Raw genomic sequence first — 23,904 nt, 5'->3', positions numbered from 1 at the left:
CGATTGGGCCGCGGGGCAAACCGGAAAAAGCTACTTTTGTGATTACACCCGATCAAAGCGTTTTTTAATGATCCTTAAATCAACTATCGACCGTATTATGGAAGCCACAGATATTGTGGAGGTGATAGGTGAATTTGTACAATTAAAAAAAAGGGGCGCAAACTATGTGGGTTTATCTCCTTTCGCCAACGAAAGGACCCCCTCATTTACCGTTTCGCCTGCCAAGGGTATTTTTAAAGATTTTTCGTCGGGAAAAGGCGGATCAGCTGTTACCTTCTTGATGGAGCTGGAGAAGTTCAGCTACCCGGAAGCGCTAAAATGGCTCGCTAAAAAGTACGGAATCGAGGTAGAGGAAACGGTAGAAACCATCGAGAATAAAGAGGAGGAGAACCGCCGCGAAAGCCTGATGATCGTTACCGGTTATGCGGCCAAATTCTTCCACGAAAGCTTGCTCGATACCGAGGAAGGCCGGAACATCGGTCTGAGCTATTTTAAGGAGCGCGGTTTCAGCAATGAAACCATCAAAAAGTTTGAGTTGGGCTACTCGCCCGACCAATGGGAAGCGTTTACCGGGCAAGCCTTAAAAGATGGTTATCAAGCTCAATTCTTAGAGGAAAGCGGTCTTTCGGTAAAACGCGACAATGGCTCGATGTACGACCGTTACAGGGGCCGCGTAATGTTTCCCATACATAGCTTTACCGGCAGGGTGATCGCCTTTGGGGGGCGTACCTTAAAAACTGATAAAAACGTACCCAAATATGTAAATTCCCCCGAGTCGGAGATCTACCATAAATCGAATGTTCTTTATGGGTTGTATTTCGCCAAGAAGGCCATCCGCGAAGAAGATAATTGCTACCTGGTTGAAGGGTATGCCGATGTGCTTTCGGTTCACCAGGCGGGCATAGAAAATGTAGTGGCCTCGTCGGGTACCTCGCTTACCGTAGAGCAGATCAAGCTCATCAGCCGTTTTACTAAAAACATCACCATTTTGTATGATGGCGATGCCGCAGGCATAAAGGCCTCGTTGCGCGGTTTGGATATGATCCTGGAAGAGGGCTTGAATGTAAAAGTGGTGCTCTTTCCGGATGGGCACGATCCGGATTCATACGTGCGGTTGGTGGGTACCGCCGGGTTTAAAAAGCACATTGCGGACAACCGGAAAGATTTTATCCTTTATAAAACAGAGATCCTTCTGAAAGAAGCGGGCAACGACCCGATACGGAAGGCCGACGTAATACGCGAGATTGTTGAAAGCATCGCCAAAATACCGGATTCGATAAAGGCATCGGTATTTATAAAGGAATGCAGCTACCAGCTACAGATTGACGAGCGGGCTTTATTGTCTGAGCTCAACAAGATGCGGACTGCCAAATTAAAAAAGGACTCGCAGCAGCAAGCTTCAAAGCCGGCCCCGGTTGATGAGGTTATGCCGGCAGAGCCTGAGCTGATTACTGAAAAAGACGATGCCAGCCAGGAAAAAGAAATTGTGCGGCTGCTTTTGTTATACGGCAACAAGATGATTACCTGGGACGGAATTGCCGACACTTATATCGGTCCGTTTATGATAGCAGAGCTCAGCGACGTGGAGTTTGAATATCCAGCCGCCAAAAAGTTTGCGGAAATTTACCGCAAAGAGGTAGAAAATGGCGTATTGCCCGACGAGCAATATTTTATCCATTACCCGGACAAAGAAGTTGTGGATTTAGCCGTTAACCAAATCGCCACAAAATATACGCTGAGCGAAAACTGGTACGAGATGCACAAAATATTGGTGCCGGATGAGCAGGCGAACATGAAAGCCACCATTTTAGGGGCGATTTTTCACCTCAAAAAACAGAAAGTTGGTAAGATATTGGAAAGCCTGCGCAAAGAGCTGCAAACCACCAGCGCAGAGGCTGACCAGGAAATTTTGATGACCCAGTACATGCACATGAAAAAGGTTGAAAAAACTATTTCGGATTTTTTGGGTTCAGTAATTTTGAAGTAATGGCAACACACCTCGACCTTGGCCGCCGGGGTGAAAGCCTGGCAAAAGCCCACCTGGAAAATGCAGGGTATGAGATCTTAGATGAAAACTGGACACACGGCCGCCTGGAAGTTGACCTGATTGCTTATAAAGACAAGATGATTATATTCGCCGAGGTTAAAACCCGCACCGGTAATGGTTTTGGCGAACCGGAAGATTTTGTTGACGTACGAAAGCAAAGATTACTTGCCGATGCAGCCGACGAATATCTTTACCTGATGAACCACCAGGGCGAGGTGCGGTTCGATATCATTTCGGTATTGTTTGACAGGAATAACAACTACATACTAAAACATATAGAAGACGCGTTTTGGCCAACAGCCAACTAAAGAATACCTAATGAAATTAAAATATAACGCCTTAATAACCGCAGCCATTTTACTTGGATTCGTTTTTAATAGCTGCAAGGAAAATAATACAAAGCAAGAAGTTATTACCGTAAGCCCCGAAGCCGGCACGACCTATAAATCAGGAGATAAAGTAGATATAGCCGTGCATTACGGCAGCCTTAAGCCCGACTCAATTGTTTATTTTATTGATTCGGTACGGGCAGGCGCAAAAAAAGACTCTTCGGCGTTTTCGGTTAAAACCGATGGCATGTCATTAGGGCCAAAAACAATAGATATTAAGGTGTACGCAGAGGGTAAAAACCAGGATGTAGCCACTAATATTGTTTTACTGCCCGCTAAGGCCCCTGAAGAGTTATCTTTTAAGATAGAAAAAGTATTTCCGCATGATACCAGCTGCTTTACCGAGGGTTTGGTTTATGAAAATGGCTACCTGTACGAAAGCGGAGGCGGCTATCTTGATCCGCCTCCAAATGAGGAGGTTACAGGCCAATCGAGCCTTCGTAAGGTAGAGCTGAGCACCGGGAAAGTGTTACAGAAAACAATGGTGGACCCTAAGGTTTTTGCGGAAGGGATATCTATTGTAGGCGACAAAATCATCCAGTTAACCTATCACGAAAAAATAGGTTATGTGTACGACAAAAGCAGTTTAAAGCTGCTGAGCAACTTCGAAAATAAAGTAGGTATTGAAGGGTGGGGCATGTGCTTTGACGGTAACCGGTTGTGCTTTGATGATAAAACCAACCGAATCTATTTTCTTGATAAAAACACCTATAAGGAAACCGGCCATATTGATGTTTATGACGAAAAAGGGGCAGTAAACGAAATTAACGAGCTGGAATACATCGATGGTAAAATATATGCCAACATCTGGAAAACAAATACCATCATCGCCATTGACCCTAAAACAGGCGCGGTATTACAAAGGATTGATTGTACCAACCTTTATCCTGAAAACAAACGCAACGAAAACTCGGAGGTAATGAACGGCATAGCTTACGACCCGGCAGGCAAACGCATATTTTTAACCGGGAAGAAATGGGATAAGTTGTTCCAGGTAAGCTTTGTGAAAAAGTAAAAAGGCCGCGCAGCGGCTTTTTTTTTGATAATTTGACAGGTTTTTGAACCTGTCCGTTTCAGATCGCAACGCTTTTTTAAGCCAGCTCCTGGCTTTCGTATCGTTTCAGAAAAGCTGAAATAATGCTTTTTTGAGGAAGCAGTTCGAAACCAGACCATCGCTATTCTGCGGCGTGAGTATTTCTTAGAGTTTCCGGGTAATATTACCCTTCTGATCCGGCCTTCTGTAACAATCTTCCCACGGTTTTTTTAATCCATAAGAAATTATTCTATTTTTACTATCCGTAGTAATAGCTATTCGGGTAATGCGTTTATTTAAACGACTGGCTATACTCAGGCAAACATCACCCAAACAAAACCAAACTAATAAAATGAAAAAAATCCTGTTAGGCCTCCTGGCCTTTTCTGCCGTAAGTTTCTCGCTTAAAGCTCAAACAAAGTTATTCGACGGCAAAACTACCAACGGCTGGCACAGCTATTTAAAATCGACCCCAGGTGCATGGAAAGTGGTTGACGGTGCATTGCAGCTTGACCCAAAAGCACCAGACCAGGTCGATCTGCTTACCGACAAAGAGTACGAAAACTATGAATTATCGTTAAAATGGAAGATTGCTGAAGGCGGTAACAGCGGGATAATTTTCGGTGTTCATGAAGACCCTTCATTTGGCGCCACTTATTTAACCGGTATTGAAATGCAGGTGCTTGACGATAAAGGCGCCGAGGATAATAAAAAAGCAAATCACCTTGCAGGTTCATTATATGATATGCAAGCGGCTTCGGTAGCTGCCAAACCGGCCGGACAATGGAACCAGATAAAAATCCGCAAAGATCACGGCCAGCTCACCTTCTGGATGAATGGCAAACAAACCATTAATGTAAAGATCGGCAGCCCCGAGTGGCAGGAAATGCTGAACAACAGCAAATTTAAAACATGGAAAGGCTTTGCTGCCTATCCAAAAGGCCACATCGCACTGCAAGACCACGGGGCTGTAGTTTGCTTTAAAGATATTACTATTAAAGAACTTTAATTGATTGTCATTAGTCATTGGTCATTGGTCATTAGTAAAAATACGCTAACCCAATAATCCAATGGCTAATGGCCAATGACTAACCAGATATGGACGATATACAAATAAAAAAATCATCTACCGTGTACGATGCCATTGTTGTAGGCTCGGGCGCAGGAGGAGGCATGGCAGGATATGTGCTGGCCCATGCCGGGTTAAAAGTTTTAATGCTGGAGGCGGGGCCTTACTTCGACCCGGCAAAAGATTCGATGCAGCTAAAATGGCCGTATGAATCTCCACGCAGGGGCGCAGGCACGACCCGCTATTTCGGCGATTTTGACGCTGCCTATGGCGGCTGGGAAATTGACGGCGAGCCCTATACCACCAAAGACAACACCGAATTTCATTGGTTTCGCTCGCGCATGATGGGCGGCCGGACCAATCACTGGGGCCGCATTTCGTTACGCATGGGGCCCGATGATTTTAAAGGGCATCATATTGACGGCCTTACTGATGACTGGCCGATAAGCTATGAAGACGTAAAACCGTTTTACGATAAAGTTGACCGGATGATCGGCGTTTACGGTACTGTGGAAGGTTTACCAAATGAACCGGATGGTATTTTTCTTCCGCCGCCAAAACCACGCTTGAACGAGCTTTATATTAAGAAGGGCGCGGCAAAAGCAGGTGTAAAAGTAATTGCGGGCCGTGGCTCGGTACTTACCGAAGCTTTGCCGGGCAACAAAGACCGCGGTGCATGTTTCTTTTGCGGCCAATGCGGGCGCAGCTGTAAAGTGTACGGCGATTTCTCTTCTTCCTCATGTTTGGTTATCCCGGCCATTAAAACAGGTAATCTTAAGCTGATACCAAACGCCATGGTGCGCGAGGTACTGACTGATAACAACGGGCTTGCTACCGGCGTATCGTATGTTAGTAAAGACGATATGCAGGAATACCAGGTAAAAGCAAATATTGTGATATTAGGCGCCAGCGCGGGGGAATCTGCACGCTTGCTGCTCAATTCAAAATCTGCACAGCATCCTAACGGACTTGCCAATAGCAGTGGCGTTGTTGGCCATTATATACATGACTCTACCGGCTCGAGTGCTGGCGGATGGATTCCGGAACTGATGGACCGCAAGCGCTATAACGAAGACGGTGTAGGCAGCGTGCACATTTATGGCCCGTGGGTATATGATAACAAAAAACTGAACTTCCCGCGCGGTTACCATATCGAGTTTGGCGGCGGCCTGCACATGCCGGGTTACGGCTTTAGCGGCGGTATACAAAACATGAACGGCGTAGTACCCGGCCGCGATGGTAAGATGAAAGAAGCCGGCGGCTTTGGCGCCAGTTTGAAAGATGACTACCGCCGTTTTTACGGAACAGGCTTCGGTATGGCCGGTCGCGGTACTGCCATTGCACGGTACGATAACTATTGCGAGATTGACCCGAACGTGGTTGATAAATGGGGTATCCCGGTATTGCGTTTCCACTACAAATGGAGCGACTACGAGATAAACCAGGCCAAGCACATGCAGGATACCTTCCAGGAGATTATGCACAACATGGGTGGCGCAATTTATGGTCCGCCGGCGGGTAAGGAAACCAATTATGGTTTGGAAGCACCTGGCATGATCATTCACGAAGTAGGTACCGTACGTATGGGCGACGACCCTAAAAAATCGGCGCTGAACAAGTACTGCCAGGCGCATGATTGTAAAAACCTGTTTGTGGTTGATGCTGCTCCCTTTGTACAGCAGGGCGATAAGAACGCTACCTGGACCATTTTGGCGCTTAGCATGCGTACTGCAGAATATATTTTATCTCAACGTAAGAAAACCAACGTTTAATTCATTTATATAACATGAACAGACGCGACTCACTAAAGGCTTTAGGCATAGGCACCCTCTCGGCAGGTGTGCTGCTGGAAGCCTGCAAGCCAAAAGACAATAAGCTTGCCGAAGACAACAAAGGCGCAGCACCGACAGCTGACGAAGCCGGCCGGCAACCGTTCGAAATAGAGCGGGATAAAAAGCTAAATGCCGAAAAGTTTTTTACCGACCACGAAATGGCTACCATTACCGTTTTAGGCGATATCATTATCCCTAAAGACGACCGCTCCGGCGGTGCATCTGACGCTAAGGTGCCTGATTTTATCGAGTTTATTGTAAAAGATATGCCCGAGCATCAAACACCTATGCGCGGGGGCCTCCGCTGGCTGGATGTGCAATGCCTGCAGCGCTATGGTCATACTTTTGTGGATGCCAGCAGCTCACAACAGATTGAAATGGTGACGGAAATTGCCTATCCTAAAAAAGCGAAACCGGGCATGGAGCAGGGCGTATCATTCTTTAACCGGATGCGCGACTTAACGGCCTCAGGCTTTTATACCAGCAAAATTGGTATTCAAGACCTGGGCTATATGGGTAATGCTCCCGGCAAGTGGGATGGCGTGCCTGCCGACGTGCTGAAGCAATACAATATTAAAGACCCATGGGGGAATAAGTGGGATTAAATTAGGATTTGTAGTATTTATTGGATTTTAGGATTCCGGAGTATTTATTAGGAGGGCTTGTACGGTCCTCCTTTTTTTCTCTTTTTACAACTATTATATCCTTTACACATCTACAACTTTAACCCAGCATCTTCACAATATTTGCACAGAATGGATTGCTATAATTGATTAAACAAAATCAATTTATATGAAAAAGATAGTAATGACGGCTGCGATTGCTTTAATGGCTGGTGGTTTACAGGCGCAGGATTTAAAACAGAAAGATGTACCGGCAGTTGTAAAAGACGCCCTGGTCAAAAAGTACCCTGAAGCGACTAAAGTAAGCTGGGAAAAGGAAAAAGGAAATTATGAAGCCAACTGGGGAGGAAAATCAGGCGAAGATAATTCTGCATTGTTTAAGCCGGACGGTACTTTTGTTGAGATTGTAAAAGCAATTTCAATATCAGCTTTGCCTAAAAACGTTGCTGCTTATATTAAAGAGCATTACAAAGGTGCCAAAATACGCGAGGCAGGGAAAATCACCGATGCCGCCGGTAAAACCATGTACGAAGCCGAAATAAAAGGTGGCGATTTGATTTTTGATGAGAATGGTATTTTTATAAAGAAGGATTAAATCTTGAGTCATGCCGAATTTATTTCGGCACCCAACAGACAGGTAGCCCGCATAAAGTTAACCCATATGCTGCTTACTGGAATGAATACATGGCATACATTTGGCTTATGGGGGTTAGCCCCCTCGTCATGCCGAATTTATTTCGGCACCCAACAGACAGGTAGCCAGTATAAAGGTAACCCCCCTTGCTTATTGGAATGAATGCATGATGTGCACTTAGCATTTGGGGTGCTGAAATAAATTCAGCATGACATATTTTTAAAGCAAAAGGCGCCCAATTGAGCGCCTTTTTGTATTTCTATCTGCCCTTTAGGGGCTGGGGGCTTTTATACTGTTTCTGCTTCCAAAGCCATTTGCTCGTCAACCAGGATACGGCCGCAATGCTCGCAAACGATGATCTTTTTGCGCTGGCGAATATCAGACTGACGCTGAGGAGGGATCTGGTTAAAACATCCAGAGCATGAGTCGCGCTGAATGGTTACTACTGCCAGGCCGTTTTTAGCATTTTTTCGCAGCCGGTTGTATGCAGTTAATAAGCGCTCCTCGATATTTGATACTGCTTTTTCAGCAAGTGCAGTAAGCTCGTTTTCGTCTTTTTGAGTTTCGGCGGTAATGGTGCCTAACTCTTCTTTTTTAGCATCAAGGTCACTCTTGCGGGCTTCAAGATCAGCAAGGGCCTTTTCGTAGATAGCGGTTTTGGAAGTGATCTCGAAACCGAACTCACGAATTTTCTTTTCGCTTACCTGTATATCCAGACCCTGTATTTCAATTTCTTTCGAAATTGCATCATACTCGCGGTTGTTCTTAACTTCGTTAAGCTGGGCTTCATATTTTTTTATGTTGGCCTGCGCTTCTTTGATGATGTTTTTGCGGGTAACGATATCGTCTTCCAAATCATCCAGCTCGGCTTTGATTTTCTGAATACGGGTTTCCAGACCGGCAACATCATCCTCAAGGTCGGCAACCTCCATAGGCAGTTCACCACGTACCTGGCGAATTTTGTCAATTTTGGTGTGGATAGTCTGTAGTTCGTATAAAGCTTTCAGCTTTTGTTCTACTGTTTGTTCCATTAAATAAAATATTTGACAGGGTTTGTATTTACTTCTGTTAAACGGACGGCAAAGTTACTAAATTTTTTTGTAATAATTTCATACAATAATTGTTGCGTAAATTGCTCGCTTTCAAAGTGTCCGATGTCTGCAATCATCAGCTTTCCGTCGGCATCAAAAAACTCATGATATTTATAGTCCGCTGTTATAAAAACGTCGGCTCCGGCAGCTATCGCCTGCTTCAGCAGGAACCCGCCAGCGCCGCCGCAAACCGCTACCTTTTTAACGTGTTTTCCGGTGTGCGCAGTATGCCGGATGACATGGCAGTGCATTTTTTCTTTAATATGATAAAGAAATGATTCTTCTGACATACCATTCTCCAGCTCACCAATCATCCCGGCGCCTACCTGCTGGTTAGGATTGGTAAGGTTATACATATCATAAGCTACCTCTTCATAAGGATGGGCGAGCACAAGGGCCATTAAAACCTTACTTTCCAGGATTGCCGGGTAAATGGTTTCAACCCTCACCTCGCTTTCTGAATGGCGCTTGCCCGGCTCGCCAACATACGGATTGGTGTGCTCGTTACCTTTGAAGGTTCCTGTACCGTCGCTGTTAAAGCTGGTTTCGCTATAGTTACCGATATGGCCAGCGCCTGCAGCAAACAAGGCAACCCGCACTGCTTCTGCATGGCTTTGCGGCACAAAGGTTACCAGCTTTTTCAGTAAATTATGTTTCGGCGCCAGCACCCGGCAATTTTTTAAACCCAGTGTGTCGCAAATTTTTTGATTAACACCGGTCATGATATTATCCAGGTTGGTATGAATGGCATATATGGCTATGTTATGCCTGATGGCTTTTTCCACCACCCGTTCCACATACGTTTTGCCGTTAAATTTTTTTAATCCCCGAAAAACGATAGGATGATGCGAAATAATAACCTGGCAGCGCGTAGCAATAGCCTCATCAACCACAGCCTCCGTACAATCCAGCGATATGAGCGCCTGGCTGACATCCATATCCGGATGGCCTACAATAAGCCCTGCATTATCATAATCTTCCTGGTAAGCCAGCGGGGCCAGGCTTTCGAGATAGGCAGTTATTTGAGCAAGTTTCATATTTTTAGCTTATTGTAATGATTTCCCTGGTTATTTTTGTTGATTTCGGCGTTGCACCTTTCATAAAACAAAGTGCAGGCGCAACTATAAGTTAAATCTAAATATCCTTAATGAGCGCCATTATTCAAAAAAGGTAACGGTTTTTATTCATACCTGTGTTTTTAGAAAGCTACCTTTAAACACTGTACCCTGTACCTCATATTTAGCGTTAAAAATAATCATATCTGCATCGCAACCGGCTGCAATACGGCCCTTATGCGGCATTTTTGCCAGTTGAGCAGGATAGAGTGACGCCATGTTAATGGCTTCGGCCAGGGGAATGCCAGCATACGCTACGCAATTCTGTACGGCTTTCAGCATAGTGAGACAGGAACCAGACAAAGTACCATCGGGCATTACATACCTGTCGCCGGTAAATTGGTGTTGGTAGGTTCCTTCAGATGCTGAAGTTACTGCATCGGTTATCAAATACAGTTTATCACCCAATTCCCGCTTGGCCAGCCTTACCATCGCAAAATCCACGTGAATACCGTCGGCTACAATGCTGGTATAAGGGCGCTCTTCAAAAATCGCCGGAATATAACCCGGATCCCGGTGGTGCATCTGCGGCATCGCGTTAAACAGGTGCGTTACAGCCGGTACAGGCTTATTCAGAAATGATTTACCCTCTGAATAACTTGCATTGCTATGGCCCGATGAGAGGATAATTCCATTTTGATGCAGGTAATCTATAACCTCCTGATCCTGCAATTCCGGGGCGATAGTCATCATTTTTATTTCGCCTTCGGCTGCTTCAATCCATCTTTTAACTTCTTCCAACGTGCCCTTTTTAATCAGTGCAGCAGGGTGTGCGCCGCGTTTGGCCGGGTTAAGGTAGGGGCCTTCAAAATGCATACCCAGATAATTGCCCTTTGCATGCTTTCGGTATTCTTTGGCGGCAGCAATTCCCTGTTCAAATATAGCGGGTGTGTTGGTGCCTATAGTCGCAAAGAAACCAGTGGTTCCCTGGGCCAGCAAATCATTCTCCATCCGCTCCAATGCTTCGGGTTCCGGCTTACCTGCAAACAGCTTTCCGCCACTTCCATATATCTGCAGATCGATAAGTCCTGGTGCAACGCAGGCTCCGTTAAGATCTATCTTTTCTACATCATCCGGTATAGAAGATTCATCCGCTATTGCAGTTATTTTATCGCCATTGATTAACACTACTTTGCCGGAAGTTATTTTGCCATCAGTGATGAGCTGAAGGTTGCGGAGGGCAGTTATCATAAATTACTTTTTTTAATAAAAAACTCGTCAATAACAAGGTTAAATTCTGGAGATCTTTTGAAGTTCCGTATATCAGAAACTACTATTCAACCGCCTACAAACCCAACTGCTTCGATATTTCCAGCATCCTTTCAATAGGTTTCACTGCTTTTTCAATAATATCCTGCGGAACTGTAATTTCAGGATATCCATTTTTTAAACACAAATAAAGCTTTTCCAGCGTATTGCGTTTCATATGCGGGCAATCGTTGCAGGCGCAATTGTTATTTGGCGGCGCCGGTATAAACGTTTTATCCGGATTTTCCCTTTGCATCTGGTGCAAAATACCTGATTCAGTAGCAACGATAAATTCCTTAACCGGCGATTTGGTAGCATAATTTAATATACCTGTTGTAGAGCCTACGTAATCCGCAAGCTGTAAAATAACCTCCTCGCATTCAGGGTGTGCCAGCAATTTAGCATTTGGATAACGCTCTTTTAGCTTAGTGATCTTTTCTCTCGAAAATATCTCATGCACCATACAGGCGCCGTTCCACAAAACTAAATCCCTGCCGGTTTTTTTCGCCACGTAAGCACCCAGATTTTTATCCGGACCGAAGATTATCTTCTGGTCTTTAGGCAGGCTTTCCACAATTCCCACGGCATTGCTGCTGGTGCAAACAATATCGCTCATGGCTTTCAGCTCGGCAGTGCAGTTAACGTAAGTTATCACCAGGTGATCGGGGTATTGTTCCTTAAATTTTTTAAACAAATGCGGCGGGCAGCTATCGGCTAATGAGCAGCCGGCCTTCAAGTCGGGTAAAAGGACCTTTTTGTTTGGCGAAAGAATTTTTGCTGTTTCGGCCATAAAATGAACCCCGGCAAAAACGATAATATCTGCATCCGTTTTTGCGGCTTGCTGCGATAAGCCCAAACTGTCGCCAATATAGTCAGCAATATCCTGAATATCTGCGTCCTGGTAGTAATGGGCAAGGATAACAGCATTTTTTTCCTTTTTTAATTTTTCAATTTCGCTAAAAAGGTCCAATGTTGGGTCGATGTATTCGTCAACAAAACCTTTCACATTTATTTCTTCGAAGGTATTCATTTCAACAATTCAATTAATAACAACTATTTTAAAATTAATATAAAAAAGGATTGTTATTAGGGTGTTAGTTATGTGTAAAACTCGTTTTTAAAACAGCTTAAAATATTTTTTTTAATAATTTATTAACATAAAATACGCCGTTTTTAAATTCTATATTATTGATTTTTAGATTTATGTAATATGGTAATTTTAGTTTCAAAAGTTATTTGTTAATACTTTATTGGCTGGTAAAATGTTAGCTTTGGCCTCAAGCTGTCTTAAAACTCGGGTAAAATTTGTTGTAAAATGAGCTAAAAACAGGGGTTATCAACGGCTCAACTATTTATTAGTTTTTTGCATACACAAAATTAACACCTTTTACCCGGCTTATTAACAGCAAAACAAATTTTACACATAGCAGATATATAAAATGACCAAGACTGTTGATTTCCTGGTAGTAGGATCAGGCATTGCCGGATTGAGTTTTGCCCTTAAGGCTGCCAAACATGGTAAAGTACTGATAGTTACAAAGAGCAACGAAGATGAGTCGAACACTAAGTATGCGCAGGGTGGTGTGGCGGTGGTTGTGGATAAAAAGGAGGACTCTTTCGAAAAACACATTGAGGACACTTTAATTGCGGGTGATGGGCTCTGCGATGAACAGGTTGTGGAGGCAGTAGTAACCGAAGGACCGGAGCGGATTAACGAGATTATAGAGTACGGAACCAATTTTGATAAAACCAAGGAAGGCATTTACGACCTTGCTAAAGAGGGCGGCCATTCTGAGTTTCGTGTATTGCATTATAAGGATATAACGGGCTATGAAATAGAAAGATCGTTGCTTGAGCAGATACACAACAATCCTAACATCGAAATTTTAACCCATTATTTTGCTGTCGATCTGATCACTCAACACCATTTAGGCGTATTTGTGGATAAGTCGACTACAGATATTACGTGTTATGGAATTTACGCTTTTAACAACGAAACAAAGAACGTTGAAAAGATCCTTTCAAAAGTTACGGTAATGGCTTCAGGCGGGGCAGGTCATATTTATTCGATAACTACTAACCCTACCATTGCTACCGGCGACGGTATTGCGATGGTTTACCGGGCTAAAGGAAAAGTGCGTAATATGGAGTTTATCCAATTCCATCCCACAGCTTTATATAACCCCGGAGATTATCCGTCTTTTTTAATTTCTGAAGCGGTTCGCGGTTTTGGCGGTATATTAAAAAGAACAAATGGCGAAGAGTTTATGCAGGAATATGATGAGCGTAAATCGTTAGCACCCAGGGATATCGTAGCAAGGGCTATAGATGCCGAAATAAAGAAATCGGGTGAGGATTTTGTTTACCTGGATATTCGCCATAGAAGTAAAAAGGATCTGTTGGCCCATTTTCCTAACATTTATGCTAAGTGCCTGGAAATTGGTATCGATATGACGAAAGATATGATCCCTGTTGCGCCTGCCTGCCATTACATGTGCGGCGGCATAATGGTTGATCATGTGGGCAGGTCGTCATTATTAAGATTGTATGCCTGCGGCGAATGTTCATCAACAGGATTACATGGCGCTAATCGTTTGGCTTCCAATTCGTTATTAGAAGCTTTGGTGTTTGCGCATCGCATTTATGAAGATGCTGTTAAAGGTTTTAAAAACAATACTATCCCCGAAAATATACCGGACTGGGATGAAAAAGGCGTGCAGCTATCCAATGAGGACATCCTGGTTACTCATAATATCCGCGAAATGCAGAAACTGATGAATGACTATGTGGGGATTGTGCGATCTGATTTCAGGCTGGAACGCGCTATGCGACGTTTGGGTTTATTGTACGAAGAAACTGAGGATTTTTATAAAAAGACTAAACTGTCTGTTAAACTTTGTGAACTGAGAAATTTGATACAGGTTTCTTATATTGTTGTAAAGTCTGCCATGATGCGGAAGGAAAGCAGGGGTTTGCATTACACGACTGATTATGCTAAGCATGCTCAGCCTCTGCACGATACGGTTTTTTAAACCAGGCATTACCGGATATCTTTTACAGAGGCTGTAACGTTTAGATGGTGAAAACGTCAGGATGATAGGTACTGCAATCAAGTCTGTTAATAACTAATGGGTTTTTTAGATATATTAAAAAAGAAGAAAAAAGAGGATATCGATTTTAACGTTGATATCGTTAAATTAATAAATAAGGGTATTTTATTTGAAGATGAGCAGGAATTTATTAAATGGAAGGAACCAGTCGGCGAAATAAAGAAAAGGGTCAGGGTGTCAGAAAGGTTATTCGCCGACCGTGCCGTTTATAATTGGGGTGAGCGTTCTATTCTAAAGGGCTTAAAACTGCCGCTAACTACTGTATTCTGGTATAATAATCCGGATAGTGACGGAAAATTATTGAGGAGTATTGAATTTAATATAGAAGGAAATGATGCGGCTGAAGAACATCTTAAATTAATAAAGAAACACCTGGACGAATATTTAAAAGTACCTGTTAATAAGGAAATTACAGATACCTCAAACTATATTGAATGGATAGCCGATAATGTAAAAGTGTCGATATACAGCTATGAAAAGTATTCAGTTAAAAAATTAAAGTTTGAAATAGCAAAGCTTTAAAAAGAGCGGAAAACGGGATTCGAACCCGCGGCCTTCAGTTTGGGAAACTGATGCTCTACCGACTGAGCTATTTCCGCTGATGTAATGAGGAATCAAACATAATTAAAATTTGTTACCCTTTTTGTAAAAATCAATAATTCACTAATTGAAATATATGCCAGTTATTCTTCCCGTTAAAAATATCAGTCCATCATTTGGTGATAACTGTTTTATAGCACCCAATGCCACCATTGTTGGCGATGTAGAAATGGGGGATAACTGTTCCGTGTGGTTCAATGCCGTAATTAGGGGAGATGTGCACTATATCAGGATTGGCAACAACACTAACATACAGGACGGGGCCTGTATACATTGTACCTACATGTACGCGCCTACCAATATTGGCAATAATGTTTCTATCGGCCATAATGCACTGGTGCATGGCTGTACATTAAAAGATAATGTATTAGTAGGTATGGGCGCTATTGTAATGGACCATGCCATTGTTGAGGAGTTTGTAATTATTGCGGCAGGGGCAATCGTGCTCGAAAAAACGGTTTGCGAGTCCGGGTATCTGTATGCTGGTATTCCCGCAAAAAAGATCAAACCGGTTACACCGGAGCAACGCGAAATGCTTACAAATTTGCCTGGCCGGTATATAATGTATTCCGGTTGGTTTAAGGAATAGTGCGTGATATTTCTGCGCACTATTACCAATATAATCATTTCCAGTAATCAGGGGTTCGACGGTTCTTTTGGTATAGTTACCGGCGTCACTTGCTCCCAGTTTGGGCGTAATGTTATGGGTGTGTCATCAACCCAAATATTTTCGGGCTGCGTTTTTTGCTTTACGTTACCGCTATCCCATTTGCCGTTTTTATTTGCGTCATATATTACACGAACGGTATATTTTCCGGTTATGTAATCTTTATAAACCAGCGATGTATTTTTAGTGATAACGTCACTGCGTAACAATTGCTTTTGTTCGTTCAATAATTCAACAATATAAGATTTACCAGTATCCGGAACTGTCATGGCGAGCGTTAACAAACTATAATTTTCCTGCTTGTCTATCGTGAATTTTTTGATCACCTTTTTATTTTTATCGCCATAAATATCTGTTATCGCATTATTTTCTATCGTTAATGCATAGTTCCTGTTTTGTTTCCAGCGGTATTTAAATACCAGGTTTTTCTTACTGGCTGCAGTGTCCTGCTGGATGGTAAAATTGCTTACTTCGGCCGAGTCTTCCTTCAAAGTAAACAAAGTGTTGTCGAAAGAGGCGATGGGGTATAATCCTTTTATTAATAAGTCGGTACCTGGTTTTAATTTACTGTCTGCAGTTATATTGTAATTAAGAATAAAGGTTCTTCCGTTGGCAAAGGTTTCCTTCCGTTGTTTTTTCTTGGATACAGAATCCACTACTTTGCCATTGTCATACAACACGAAGCGGAGAGAATCAAAGTCCATTGTTTTTGTATATACCGTAGCAGTGTCATGCGTTGGTGCAAAATCTACTATTTTATTTTTATCAAAATCCGGCGGATAAATAATTTTCATCGATGGGTTATCCAGGCGGCGATTGAATGTGAAGAACATCTTTCCGTCAGAATCAAAACGCTGCTCAACAAACCTGAATTTTGCCGGTGTTTGCTTAAATAAATTAAGCTGGATATTGGCTGTATCTTTTTCCAGGTGGATAGGCTTAGTTGTAAATGCTATCAACTCATCATCTTTGTTATAAATCTTGTCCGGACTGGTTTCCTTAAGGGCATAGATCCTGTAGTCATCAGGGTGAAGATTATTCAGACTAAAGTTTCCGGCGCTGTCTGTTGTTGCAAAAATTGTTGGTTTCTTTTTTCCGAATAAGGCGGAGTCCTGCTTTAAAGTGAAAAGCATAACCGTGGCATCTTTTTCTTTTTTCTGAGTTGAGGTATTGATGACTGTTCCGGAAACACTAAGCGAGTCGATGTGTGCGCCTGTTGAAAAAACGTATGTAAAGTTTTTTAAAACGTTCGACTCATTCACGTCGGCGATGGCCTTACCAAAATTGATAACGTAGGTTGTATTTTTTTCGAGCGTATCTTTTAGAGTAACAACGATGCTCTTATCTTTCACTTTGTACTCCGGCAATTTGGCCGGGGTGGGGCTCATGCTGATTTCGGAGTAGGGGTTATTCAATTTAAAGTACTCGTCAAAATCAAGCCTGATCACTTTGTCTTTAAAAAAGCGGGTCATGTTTTCCGGGGTTGCCTTCAAAAGTTTAGGCGGGTCATGATCGCGAGGGCCTCCCTGAGGCAACTGGCGGTTAGCACAGCCAAAATTGAGCAAAATGAGGCAAAAAATGGTAAAAACAAACCCGGAAAAAGTACCTTTTCTATTTAACATCGTTTTTAAACGCTATAAGCGACGTTTATATTTTAATGAACCGCAATATTAAAAATCTGAAATAATTGATTTAAAACAAAATTTTTATAAATAATTAAATATCAATTAGTTAAATCATTATTTTGTGATATGAACCATTAAAACAGATATATCTGATGGTGTAACACCCGAAATCCTTGATGCCTGTCCCAGAGTCCGCGGTTTGATCTTCATCAGTTTTTCACGCGCTTCTTTAGAGAGGGAATTTAGTTGGTTGTAATTAAATTCCGGGTTAATTTCTTTGTCCTCCATTTTTTTCATCTTGTCGATGATCTCCATCTCTTTCTCGAAATAACTTTCGTACTTAATTTTTATTTCAGCCTGCTCAATAGTTTCCTTGTCGTATACAGAAAGAAGTTCATCCAGGTTTTTGTCGGCCTTTCTTAAATCTTTCAGACCAACCTGCGGACGACTAACCAGGTTAAACAGTTTTGTGTTCTGGTTGAGCGGACTTGTCTCCAACTCTTCCAGTAAACTGTTTACCGTCGCCGGTTCGATAGATTTTGATTTGGTGTAAGCTACAATATTATCAGAGTTTTTGATCTTGTCTTTTACTTTTTCTAATCGTTCATCGCTGATCAATCCTAATTCATGAGCAATAGGGCTTAGCCGTATGTCGGCATTATCCTGGCGCAAAAGCAGGCGGTGTTCGGCACGGGAGGTAAACATGCGGTATGGTTCTTCGGTACCTTTGGTTACCAGGTCGTCAATCAACACACCGATATAGGATTCAGAGCGCTTCATGATCAGTTCATGCTTATCGTTAATCTTTTGATGTGCATTAATCCCCGCAATAAAACCCTGCGAAGCCGCTTCTTCATAACCGGTCGTGCCGTTTATCTGCCCTGCAAAATATAGGTTGCTGATCAGTTTAGTTTCCAGTGTCAGGCCTAGTTGAGTAGGGGGGAAGTAATCATATTCTATTGCATATCCGGGGCGGAACATCTTTGCATTCTCAAAGCCGGGGATTTGTATTAAGGCTTTGTATTGTATGTCTTCCGGTAAAGAGGTAGAGAAACCGTTGACATAAATTTCTACCGTGTTCCAGCCTTCGGGTTCAACAAATATCTGGTGACGGTCGCGCTCTGCAAAACGGTTTATTTTATCTTCTATAGACGGACAGTAACGGGGGCCAAGGCCTTTTATCCGCCCGGTAAACATGGGTGACTTTTCAAAACCCTCCTTTAGGGTTTCATGGACGTTTTTATTAGTGTATGTTATCCAGCAGCAACGTTGGTCGGTAGCTAATGGAACGTCTGTAAAGGAGAAACGACCGCGTTCTTCGTCGCCCCATTGCTCTTCCATTAAGCTGTAATTTAAGCTTCGGCCATCAATCCGGGGAGGAGTACCGGTCTTCATTCTGCCGAATTCAAACCCTAATCCTACCAGTTGCTCCGTTAAGCCTGTCGCAGCTTTCTCTGCTGTTCGGCCGCCGCCAAAACGTTTTTCACCGATATGTATCAATCCATTCAGGAAAGTACCATTGGTTAGGACAACGGCATCGGCTTCAATTTCGATACCCAAAGAAGTTTTTACCCCTTTAATGGTATTGTTTTTTACCAGGAGCGATGTTACGGTATCCTGCCAGAAATCAACATTTGGGATTCTTTCAAGCGCTAAACGCCATTCTTCGGCAAAGCGCATACGGTCGCTTTGCGCTCTCGGGCTCCACATGGCAGGGCCTTTAGAGCGGTTAAGCATACGGAATTGTATCGAGGTTTTATCGGTAATGATACCAGAGTAGCCGCCCATCGCATCAATCTCACGCACTATTTGACCCTTGGCTACTCCGCCCATTGCCGGGTTGCAACTCATCTGTGCTATAACACCCATATTCATGGTTATCAATAAAACAGAAGAACCCAGATTGGCCGCCGCTGCCGCTGCTTCGCAACCAGCATGTCCGGCGCCTACCACTATAACATTATATTTCTTAAACATTTTACTTACGTTCCACGTGGAACATTAATATATTATTTTAATTCATCATTACCTGTTGTTCCACGTGGAACATTGAATAATGATAATAGCGCCACCAAACCCCAAGCCGCTTCAAGCACTACAAACGGGTAGAATTTTATTAAATACGAAGAATAGCAACAAATGCCTGCTCCAATAAAGTTCATCAAGGCATATATTTTATCTTTTGCTGACAGTTTTCTATAAAGATTCAACAGAAAAGCTATCAGTAAAATAATTACGCCGATAGAAGCCAATACATCCGGAAACTTCATTTAGGCCTCTTTTAACTCGGTTAATTCCATCCAGCGGAAGGTCTTTTCTTCCAAACTACTGCTTAAATGACTGTTCTGCTCCAGTATTTTATTCAGGCGTTCTGTGTCTATTCCTGTAGTATTGAGCGCCTCGTTATTAGCTGATATTTGTTTCTCTAGATCTGTTATTTCGCGTTCCAGCGTATCAAGTTCCTTTTGTTCTTTAAAGCTCAGCCTGTTCTTTTTTACTTCAGGCGCCGGAACTGGCTCTGCTACCGGCTTACGTTTACTTTGCTGCTTTTCTTCTTCCAGTTCCAGCCTGTACGATGAATAATTGCCGTTATATATCTTAACATTGCCGCCTTCCTCCATAATGAAAAGTTGGTCGGTTAGCTTATCTAATAAATACCTGTCGTGAGATACGATCATCAGTACACCGGGGTAATTCGTTAAGAATTCTTCCAGTACGTTCAGGGTATCTATATCCAAATCATTAGTGGGCTCGTCCAGTATTAAAAAGTTGGGGTTTTTGATGAGAATACTCATCAACTGAAGCCGCTTTTTTTCACCACCACTTAGCTTTGAAACAAGCCCATACTGTTTGGCGGGAGGGAAAAGAAATAAGGTGAGCAATTGGGATGCTGAAATCAGCTTACCATCAGCCATCGTAATAAATTCAGCAACGTTTGTTACAACATCTATTACGCGCTCATCTTCTTTGAATGTGATCCCCGCCTGGTGGAAGTAACCGATAACCGTTGTTTCGCCTTTATCTATTTTGCCGCTGTCAGGCTCTAAATTACCGGTGATCAGGTTAAGCAGCGTAGATTTGCCGCTGCCATTCTTGCCGGCAAGGCCAATGCGGTCGCCTTTTTTAAACACATAGCTGAAGTCCCTGATAAACGTTTGCCCGCGGAAAGACTTATAAAGATGATTCATCTCCATTATCTTGTTGCCCTGCCGTGCGGTTTTTACGCTCAGCTCAACCTTTTGCTTAGGCCCGCCATTTTTGGTTTTTTCTTCCAGCTCGTAATAGGCGTCAATCCTGGCTTTAGACTTTGTACCACGGGCCTGCGGCTGCCTGCGCATCCACTCCAGTTCTTTGCGCAGCAAATTGCTGTTTTTCTGGAAGGCGGCTTCATCAGCGCTTTCCCGTTCGGCCTTCTTTTCCAGGTAATAACCGTAGTTGCCTGCATAGGGGATAATCTTTCCCTTGTCAATCTCCAATATCTCGTTACACACATTATCCAGGAAATACCTGTCGTGCGTAACCATCAGGATAGTTTTATTACCCTCGGTGAGCAGCTTTTCCAGCCATTCAATGGTGTCAATATCCAGGTGGTTGGTGGGCTCATCCAAAATATACAACTCCGGGTCTTCAATGAGCAGTTTAGCCAGCGCCAGCCTTTTTTTCTGACCGCCGGAAAGCGTACTTATTCTTTGGTTGAGGTGGTGGATATCCAGCCGTCCGAGAATGGTTTTAATTTTGTACTCATATTCCCATGCGTCAACATTACTCATTTCTTCCATCACCTTTTCAATGGCTTTGGAATTCTCCGGGTCGTTCTCCAGTAACTCCTCGTATTGACGGATCAACTGCTGCTGCACGTCATCGGCATGAAAAATGTAATCGCTTATGGTAACAGCGTCTTTAAACCACGGGTCTTGTTCCAGGTAACCGGCATTCAGGTCGCGCATGCGGGCTACCTTGCCTTCCGTAGGTTGTAATGTACCGGCCAGCAGTTTAAGCAAGGTAGATTTACCTGCGCCGTTAATGCCCACCAATGCCACCCGCCGACCGCGGTTAATCCCTATCGACACATTCCTGAACAGCCATTTGTCGTGAAACGAATGGCCAAGATTTTCCGCTGAAATAAAATTGCTCACGCTAGTTCCTTTATAATATCCGAGGGGTAAATATGTACCCCGCTTAAGTTTTTTAATGATTGATTATACATGGCCTGCGCGACCGTTCTGGCAGCAATGCTCCTGTATTTTTTAAGGCCGCCAATCAGCAGCACATCTATTACCTTCATTACCGGTTCCAAAAAGCGTTCCACAGGCCGGTTTTCGGCACGCTTTCCGGTAAGAAACGACGGCTGGTAAATGCAAAGCGCAGGCAAACCAGTACCGGCGATATCGCGCTCGGTTTCGCCTTTCATTTTCAGGTAAAAGTTAGAAGCGTCTTTATTTGCTCCCAGGGCCGATACCAGGTGATACTGCTCCACACCGTTTTGTTTACACAATTGCGCTAATTGCAATGGGTAATCGTGGTCTATCTTGCGATAAACGCTCAGATCAGGGGTTTTCTTCCTGGTTGTGCCCAAACAACAAAAAAGCGCGTGGCCGGTTATAGCTTCCGAAAAGCTTTCCGGCTTATCAAAATTTACTACCAGCTGACGCAGTTTCGGGTGATCTGCCGGCAATTTCTTCCGCACTAAAACCAATACCTCATTATATTGCCCGCTATTCAGCAAAATATCAAGCAATTCGCTGCCGGTTAAGCCGCTTGCACCCGCTATAATGGCCCTGTTAAACATTTGGCGCCCAAATTTTTGCAAAAATACGGAATATTTATTTTAGGAATAAAATAGATGTTTAAACATGCAATTGAAAGTACAGCAGAATGATCCAGGTATTGGATCGCAGGCGAACCTGTACCGTGTGGATATAGCTTTTAAATATTTTTCGCACGTTTGAGATGGAATGAGTATCAGGATCTTTTCAACTTCATGATTTTCGATTTAATTTCTCTCTCCACTTTTTTTCCTACATTTGTCCAATTTTAACTACCTCTGAATGGCATACAAGAGAGTTCTTCTAAAGCTTAGCGGCGAGTCGCTGATGGGCGACAAAACTTACGGCATCGACAATAACCAGGTTTTACAGTACGCAAAGGATATTAAAGCAGTTAAAGACACGGGCATGGAAATTGCCGTTGTAGTTGGCGGCGGCAACATCTTTCGCGGACTAAGCGCCGAAAAATCGGGCATGGAACGCGCCCAGGCCGACTACATGGGCATGCTGGCCACTGTAATTAACTGCATGGCCCTGCAAAACGCCCTCGAAAGCATCGGTGTGGAAACCCGCCTGCAAAGCGCCATCAAGATGGAGCAGATCTGCGAGCCGTACATCCGCCGCCGCGCCATGCATCATTTAGAGGTAGGCCACATTGTGATCTTCGGCGCCGGCACCGGTAATCCCTACTTTACTACCGACACCGCCGCATCCCTGCGCGCCATCGAAATAAAAGCCGACGTAGTGCTGAAAGGCACCCGCGTTGACGGTATTTACACCGCCGACCCGGAAAAGGACCCATCCGCCACCCGTTACGATGAAATTACCTTCCAGGAAGTGTATGACAAAGGCCTGAACGTGATGGACATGACGGCTATCACCCTCTGCCAGGAAAACAACCTGCCTATCATCGTATTCGATATGAACAAGCCGGGCAACTTTATGAAGATTGCCAATGGTGAGCATATCGGGACGCTGGTGAAGTAAGAGTCGGTAAAGTCAGTAAGGTCCATAGTCCATGGACGATAGACCATAGCGTGCATAGTTGCGGGCGGACGCATAGGATGGCGACGGGATTGCTTCGTTCCTCGCAATGACAAAAAAGTATTTTCACGATTTGCCGTTGATGCTGATTGTTGTCCGTTACCGCAGGTTCTCTTAAAAAGGCAGCTGCGATAGATAATCTGTGGACTGCGCTGTTTCCCACTACCCGGAAATATTGTAGCAGAGCCCATAATCCATGGACGATAGAACATAGTGTGCATAGTTGCGGGCGGACGCATAGCATGGCGACGGGATTGCTTCGTTCCTCGCAATGACAAAAATGTATTATTCACGATTTGCCGTTGATGCTGATTGTTGTCCGTTACCGCAGGTTCTTTTGAAAAGGGAGCTGCGATAGATACAGCTTTCAGGGGACTGTTAATCTGTGGACTGCGCTGGCTCACGGTGACCCCGGAAATATTGTTTCAATTTATCAATATGGAACGCAGGTTCCTCACGGAGAGAACCTGCGGGGGTAAGCAGGTTTAAGCCGATAAACTATCATTAGCACTTGCACAAAGCACACGCGGCACGCGTGCGCCAGCTGGGGGGATTGATTCAGATGGAAACCCGGAGAGGCGCGTATTGAGATATAAGGTGGAGTAAAGCAGGGAGATTGCCTGAGCCATATTTGTCTGTTACCGCAAGTTCTCTTGAAAAGGAACCTGCGATAGATAATATTGTAGCAGAGTCCATAATCCATGGACGATAGACCATGGTGTGCATAGTTGCGGGCTGACGCATAGGATGGCGACGGGATTGCTTCGTTCCTCGCAATGACAAAAAAGTAATTTAACGTGAGTTCGGGATAAGATGAAAGAGTTTTGTCTGTTACCGCAGGTTCTCTTGAAAAGGAACCTGCGATAGATACAGTTTTCGGTGACCATTAATCTGTGGGGCTGCGCTGGCTCACGCTGCCCCGGAAATATTGTAGCAGAGGCCATAGTCATGGACGATAGACCATAGTGTGCATAGTTGCGGGCGGACGCATAGGATGGCGACGAGATTGCT

At 43.8% G+C, this 23,904-nt stretch carries 20 protein-coding genes and 1 tRNA gene; 11 read left to right on the top strand and 10 right to left on the bottom strand.

Annotated elements, in window-relative coordinates; genetic code table 11:
• The first annotated feature begins 67 nt into the window (after positions 1 to 67).
• From dnaG to Q3W13_RS07750, 7 genes are all read left to right on the top strand, one after another.
• Positions 68 to 1,987: a DNA primase gene (gene dnaG, locus Q3W13_RS07780; RefSeq protein ID WP_302862660.1), complete on the top strand. Its 1,920-nt coding sequence runs from the start codon at positions 68 to 70 to the stop codon at positions 1,985 to 1,987.
• Complete coding sequence (locus Q3W13_RS07775; RefSeq protein WP_302862657.1) at positions 1,987 to 2,355, top strand: YraN family protein; 369 nt, start codon at positions 1,987 to 1,989, stop codon at positions 2,353 to 2,355. Before dnaG ends, Q3W13_RS07775 begins: the two co-directional genes overlap by 1 nt.
• Positions 2,356 to 2,365: 10 nt before the next feature.
• The gene (locus tag Q3W13_RS07770) at positions 2,366 to 3,451 is read left to right on the top strand and encodes a glutaminyl-peptide cyclotransferase (RefSeq protein ID WP_302862656.1); all 1,086 of its coding nucleotides are present in this window, start codon (positions 2,366 to 2,368) and stop codon (positions 3,449 to 3,451) included.
• 370 nt (positions 3,452 to 3,821) lie between these two features.
• Positions 3,822 to 4,478 carry a DUF1080 domain-containing protein gene (locus Q3W13_RS07765; RefSeq protein ID WP_302862655.1) on the top strand — a complete coding sequence of 219 codons (657 nt, stop codon included), beginning with the start codon at positions 3,822 to 3,824 and terminating at the stop codon, positions 4,476 to 4,478.
• Between the two features lie 89 nt (positions 4,479 to 4,567).
• On the top strand, positions 4,568 to 6,310 hold the full coding sequence (locus tag Q3W13_RS07760; protein WP_302862653.1) for a GMC oxidoreductase: 1,743 nt from the start codon (positions 4,568 to 4,570) through the stop codon (positions 6,308 to 6,310).
• 14 nt (positions 6,311 to 6,324) lie between these two features.
• Complete coding sequence (locus Q3W13_RS07755) at positions 6,325 to 6,975, top strand: gluconate 2-dehydrogenase subunit 3 family protein (protein WP_302862652.1); 651 nt, start codon at positions 6,325 to 6,327, stop codon at positions 6,973 to 6,975.
• Positions 6,976 to 7,162: 187 nt separating this feature from the next.
• Positions 7,163 to 7,588, top strand: a complete 426-nt coding sequence (locus Q3W13_RS07750; RefSeq protein ID WP_302862651.1) for a PepSY-like domain-containing protein — start codon at positions 7,163 to 7,165, stop codon at positions 7,586 to 7,588.
• A gap of 326 nt (positions 7,589 to 7,914) precedes the next feature.
• Here the strand turns inward: Q3W13_RS07750 and Q3W13_RS07745 are convergent, their stop codons facing one another.
• From Q3W13_RS07745 to nadA, 4 genes are all read right to left on the bottom strand, one after another.
• Entirely contained in the window at positions 7,915 to 8,658 is a 744-nt protein-coding gene (locus tag Q3W13_RS07745) for a zinc ribbon domain-containing protein (protein WP_302862649.1), read from the bottom strand.
• Positions 8,658 to 9,755, bottom strand: coding sequence for a Nif3-like dinuclear metal center hexameric protein (locus Q3W13_RS07740; protein ID WP_302862647.1), 1,098 nt, complete (start codon positions 9,753 to 9,755; stop codon positions 8,658 to 8,660). Before Q3W13_RS07740 ends, Q3W13_RS07745 begins: the two co-directional genes overlap by 1 nt.
• Positions 9,756 to 9,902: 147 nt before the next feature.
• Positions 9,903 to 11,024, bottom strand: a complete 1,122-nt coding sequence (gene nagA, locus Q3W13_RS07735) for an N-acetylglucosamine-6-phosphate deacetylase (RefSeq protein WP_302862645.1) — start codon at positions 11,022 to 11,024, stop codon at positions 9,903 to 9,905.
• A gap of 94 nt (positions 11,025 to 11,118) precedes the next feature.
• Positions 11,119 to 12,111 carry a quinolinate synthase NadA gene (nadA, locus tag Q3W13_RS07730; RefSeq protein WP_302862644.1) on the bottom strand — a complete coding sequence of 331 codons (993 nt, stop codon included), beginning with the start codon at positions 12,109 to 12,111 and terminating at the stop codon, positions 11,119 to 11,121.
• A 409-nt stretch (positions 12,112 to 12,520) separates the two neighbouring features.
• Between nadA and nadB the strand changes: the two genes are divergently transcribed.
• Together nadB and Q3W13_RS07720 are read left to right on the top strand one after the other, a co-directional pair.
• Complete coding sequence (gene nadB / locus Q3W13_RS07725) at positions 12,521 to 14,113, top strand: L-aspartate oxidase (RefSeq protein ID WP_302862641.1); 1,593 nt, start codon at positions 12,521 to 12,523, stop codon at positions 14,111 to 14,113.
• 96 nt (positions 14,114 to 14,209) lie between these two features.
• Positions 14,210 to 14,713 (top strand): hypothetical protein, encoded by a 504-nt coding sequence (locus tag Q3W13_RS07720; protein ID WP_302862640.1) that lies wholly within the window; start codon positions 14,210 to 14,212, stop codon positions 14,711 to 14,713.
• A 4-nt stretch (positions 14,714 to 14,717) separates the two neighbouring features.
• On the opposite strand, the gene Q3W13_RS07715 is transcribed toward Q3W13_RS07720, so the two are convergent.
• Positions 14,718 to 14,790, bottom strand: a tRNA-Gly gene (locus Q3W13_RS07715).
• A 77-nt stretch (positions 14,791 to 14,867) separates the two neighbouring features.
• Here Q3W13_RS07715 and Q3W13_RS07710 point away from each other — a divergent pair.
• Entirely contained in the window at positions 14,868 to 15,380 is a 513-nt protein-coding gene (locus Q3W13_RS07710) for a gamma carbonic anhydrase family protein (protein WP_302862639.1), read from the top strand.
• Between the two features lie 47 nt (positions 15,381 to 15,427).
• On the opposite strand, the gene Q3W13_RS07705 is transcribed toward Q3W13_RS07710, so the two are convergent.
• From Q3W13_RS07705 to Q3W13_RS07685, 5 genes are all read right to left on the bottom strand, one after another.
• The gene (locus Q3W13_RS07705; RefSeq protein ID WP_302862637.1) at positions 15,428 to 17,080 is read right to left on the bottom strand and encodes an Ig-like domain-containing protein; all 1,653 of its coding nucleotides are present in this window, start codon (positions 17,078 to 17,080) and stop codon (positions 15,428 to 15,430) included.
• Positions 17,081 to 17,197: 117 nt separating this feature from the next.
• Positions 17,198 to 19,060 carry a tRNA uridine-5-carboxymethylaminomethyl(34) synthesis enzyme MnmG gene (mnmG, locus tag Q3W13_RS07700; RefSeq protein WP_302862636.1) on the bottom strand — a complete coding sequence of 621 codons (1,863 nt, stop codon included), beginning with the start codon at positions 19,058 to 19,060 and terminating at the stop codon, positions 17,198 to 17,200.
• Between the two features lie 32 nt (positions 19,061 to 19,092).
• The gene (locus Q3W13_RS07695; RefSeq protein WP_302862634.1) at positions 19,093 to 19,353 is read right to left on the bottom strand and encodes a hypothetical protein; all 261 of its coding nucleotides are present in this window, start codon (positions 19,351 to 19,353) and stop codon (positions 19,093 to 19,095) included.
• The gene (locus Q3W13_RS07690) at positions 19,354 to 21,219 is read right to left on the bottom strand and encodes an ABC-F family ATP-binding cassette domain-containing protein (RefSeq protein WP_302862633.1); all 1,866 of its coding nucleotides are present in this window, start codon (positions 21,217 to 21,219) and stop codon (positions 19,354 to 19,356) included.
• Positions 21,216 to 21,872, bottom strand: a complete 657-nt coding sequence (locus tag Q3W13_RS07685) for an oxidoreductase (protein ID WP_302862631.1) — start codon at positions 21,870 to 21,872, stop codon at positions 21,216 to 21,218. The genes Q3W13_RS07690 and Q3W13_RS07685 overlap by 4 nt, the downstream gene beginning before the upstream one ends.
• Positions 21,873 to 22,131: 259 nt before the next feature.
• Here Q3W13_RS07685 and pyrH point away from each other — a divergent pair, with 259 nt between their 5' ends.
• On the top strand, positions 22,132 to 22,836 hold the full coding sequence (pyrH, locus tag Q3W13_RS07680; protein WP_302862629.1) for a UMP kinase: 705 nt from the start codon (positions 22,132 to 22,134) through the stop codon (positions 22,834 to 22,836).
• Positions 22,837 to 23,904: the final 1,068 nt, after the last annotated feature.

The sequence above is a fragment of the Mucilaginibacter sp. L3T2-6 genome, assembly GCF_030519355.1.
Taxonomy (GTDB): Bacteria; Bacteroidota; Bacteroidia; order Sphingobacteriales; family Sphingobacteriaceae; genus Mucilaginibacter.
Note: the sequence above shows the minus strand (reverse complement) of the source record. Positions and strands in the feature narration are given on the sequence as shown.